Origin of the sequence: Arsukibacterium sp. (genome assembly GCF_041616895.1) — a bacterium.
GTDB lineage: Bacteria > Pseudomonadota > Gammaproteobacteria > Enterobacterales > Alteromonadaceae > Alishewanella.
On record NZ_JBFJPY010000185.1, the window covers coordinates 1 to 2,600 of the forward strand.

The following is a 2,600-nucleotide window of genomic DNA, read 5'->3' on the forward strand; positions in this document are numbered from 1 at the left end:
CATGTTGGTTGAAACCGGTGAGCCCGGTTTTGGCTTTTTTGACTTTACCTTAGTTGGTCTGGGCGTATTGGCCGGGGGCAGCCTGGTGTTATTTGTGATGAGCTTTTTGCTGCCGGATGAGAAAACCCAGGATGTGGTGATAACCGAGTACCTGCTAGAAGCTAAGCTGAATAATGATTCCCCGCTGGTTGGACAGAGCGTGGAGCAGGCAGGCCTGCGCCATTTAGACGAGCTGTTTTTAACGGAGATTGTGCGTGATAACGAAGTGATCCGGCCGGTAGCGCGCTATGACATTTTAAAAGCGGGCGATAAACTGATTTTTACCGGCAATGTCCATAAGGTAAACGTACTAAAGCAATTTGCCGGTATTAGTTTATTCGCCGACGAAAATGGCCTGGCAACCCAGAGCCTGACAGAAGTGATTATTAAAGAAGAGTCAGTACTTACCGGCAAAACCCTGAAAAACAGTGGCTTTCGGGCAAGGTTTGACGCCGCTGTGGTGGCCGTAAGGCGCGAAGGTGAGCGGGTAAATGGCAAGCTGGGTGAAATTGAGTTAAAAGCCGGCGATTTTTTACTGCTGGCCACCGGTCCTGATTTTGCCAGCCGCCATAATATCAGCAAAAACTTCTATTTATTGTCCGGTATTGAGCCTGAACATATGCTCAGTGGCTGGCGTGAGCGCTTAACCTGGTGGGGTTTCGTGGCCATGATTGTCGGCACGGTATTTACCGGTACCTCTTTGTTGCTTGCGGCTATTTATTTACTGGCGGCGCTGCTATTTAGTGGTTGTTTAACCATCAACGAGATAAAGCGTCGCTTTCCGGTAGAGATCTGGCTTATTGTTAGCAGTGCGCTCTGTATCGCCAGTGCTATGAACCACACAGGCCTGGCCCAGAATATCAGTGATTTTGCCGGCAGTGCGTTAGCCGGCCAGGCGCCGATGGTGACCTTTATAGGGATCTTTTTACTTACCTATCTGCTTACTGAAATTATTACCAATAATGCCGCAGCGGCGCTGATGTTTCCGGTGGCCTACAGCCTGGCCAAAGGGATGGGCGTTGATGTTATGCCGATGGTGATGGGCGTAGCGTTTGCTGCCTCAGCCAGCTTTGTCACGCCATATGGTTATCAGACCAATTTAATGGTGTTTAACGCCAGCAGCTATAAGTTAAAGCATTTTGTGCTGGTAGGCGGACCGGTAGCCCTGACTTATGTGGTACTGAGTGTGTTGTTGATCCCCCTGGTCTTTCCATTTTAAGATTATTTCCGTTTCAGGCAGTCGTAGACCTGGCTTTAGCCAATCTGTTTAAAGGACATTTTGATGACTGAGAATATCGTCTGGCATAGTGCCGCAGTACGCCACAGTGAAAGGCAGAACCGTAATGGTCATAGGCCTTGTTTATTGTGGTATACCGGGCTGTCTGGCTCGGGTAAATCGACTATTGCTAATGCGGTCGATCGGATGCTATTTGACCTTGGTTGCCATACTTACTTATTGGATGGTGACAATGTGCGGCACGGCCTGAACCGTGACTTAGGGTTTGACGATGCCTCAAGGGTAGAGAATATCCGCCGGATTACTGAAGTAAGTAAATTAATGCTGGATGCCGGTTTAATAGTTGGCACTGCGTTTATTTCTCCTTTTATTAGCGACCGGGCCCAGGCCAAAGCTCTGGCGGGCGATGCCTTTATTGAAGTGTTTGTTGATACCCCATTGGCCGTGTGCGAGCAGCGCGACCCCAAAGGGTTATACAAGAAAGCCCGTGCCGGTGAAATCGCCCATTTCACTGGTATCAGCTCACCGTACGAGGCGCCAGCCTCACCAGATATTCATTTGAAAACAGCTGAGCTAAGCATTGAGCAGGCCGCGCGCCAGGTGCTGGCGTTTTTGCAACAGCAGATGATCACTCCCCGATAATTAAGCTAACATTCATGACGTGCTGTTCAAACTTACGCTTGTTAAGGTGTTGCTGTTTAATTATTGTTTGCGTTTAATCTTGTTACTAGTCAGGTACAAATCTGGCCAGGTACCAATAAGGAAGTCTGATGAAAGTAACGGTTTTTGGAATTGGTTATGTGGGTTTGGTGCAGGCCGCCGTTTTGGCTGAAGTAGGGCATAATGTTTATTGCGTTGATGTTAATGAACAGCGGATAACTGACCTGACCAATGGCATTATGCCGATACATGAAGCGGGACTGGAACAGTTAGTCATCAGTAATTATCAGGCTGGACGAATGCACTTTACTACCGATGCCAAAGCCGGGGTAGAGCATGGTGAAGTGCAGTATATTGCGGTAGGCACCCCACCGGAAGAAGATGGCTCTGCTGATTTGCAATATGTACTGGCAGTGGCAGACACCATAGGCCGCTATATGGATGCAGCCAAAATTATTATTGATAAGTCGACCGTTCCGGTTGGTACAGCGGATAAAGTAAAAGCAAGAATTGCTGAGGTATTAGCAAAGCGGAACCTGGCATTGCAGTTTGATGTGGTTTCAAACCCGGAATTTCTGAAAGAAGGGGTGGCGGTTGCTGACTGTATGCGCCCCGATCGGATTATTGTTGGCACCTATTGCGACCGGCCCAAAGATATTCTGCG

General features: G+C 48.5%; 3 protein-coding genes. All 3 read left to right on the top strand.

Translation table 11 applies throughout. The features are described from left to right. The coding region (locus ABY802_RS16520) for an SLC13 family permease (protein ID WP_372628215.1) at window positions 1-1,258 on the top strand (1,258 nt) is incomplete at its 5' end. Between the two features lie 63 nt (window positions 1,259-1,321). Beyond that, window positions 1,322-1,918 carry an adenylyl-sulfate kinase gene (gene cysC, locus ABY802_RS16525; RefSeq protein ID WP_372628216.1) on the top strand — a complete coding sequence of 199 codons (597 nt, stop codon included), beginning with the start codon at window positions 1,322-1,324 and terminating at the stop codon, window positions 1,916-1,918. 128 nt (window positions 1,919-2,046) lie between these two features. Next, the coding region (locus tag ABY802_RS16530) for a nucleotide sugar dehydrogenase (protein WP_372628217.1) at window positions 2,047-2,600 on the top strand (554 nt) is incomplete at its 3' end.

Bases quoted from the DNA above. Each gene is read 5' to 3' on its own strand.
- cysC (WP_372628216.1), top strand. From the start codon at position 1,322: ATGACTGAGAATATCGTCTGGCATAGTGCCGCAGTACGCCACAGTGAA.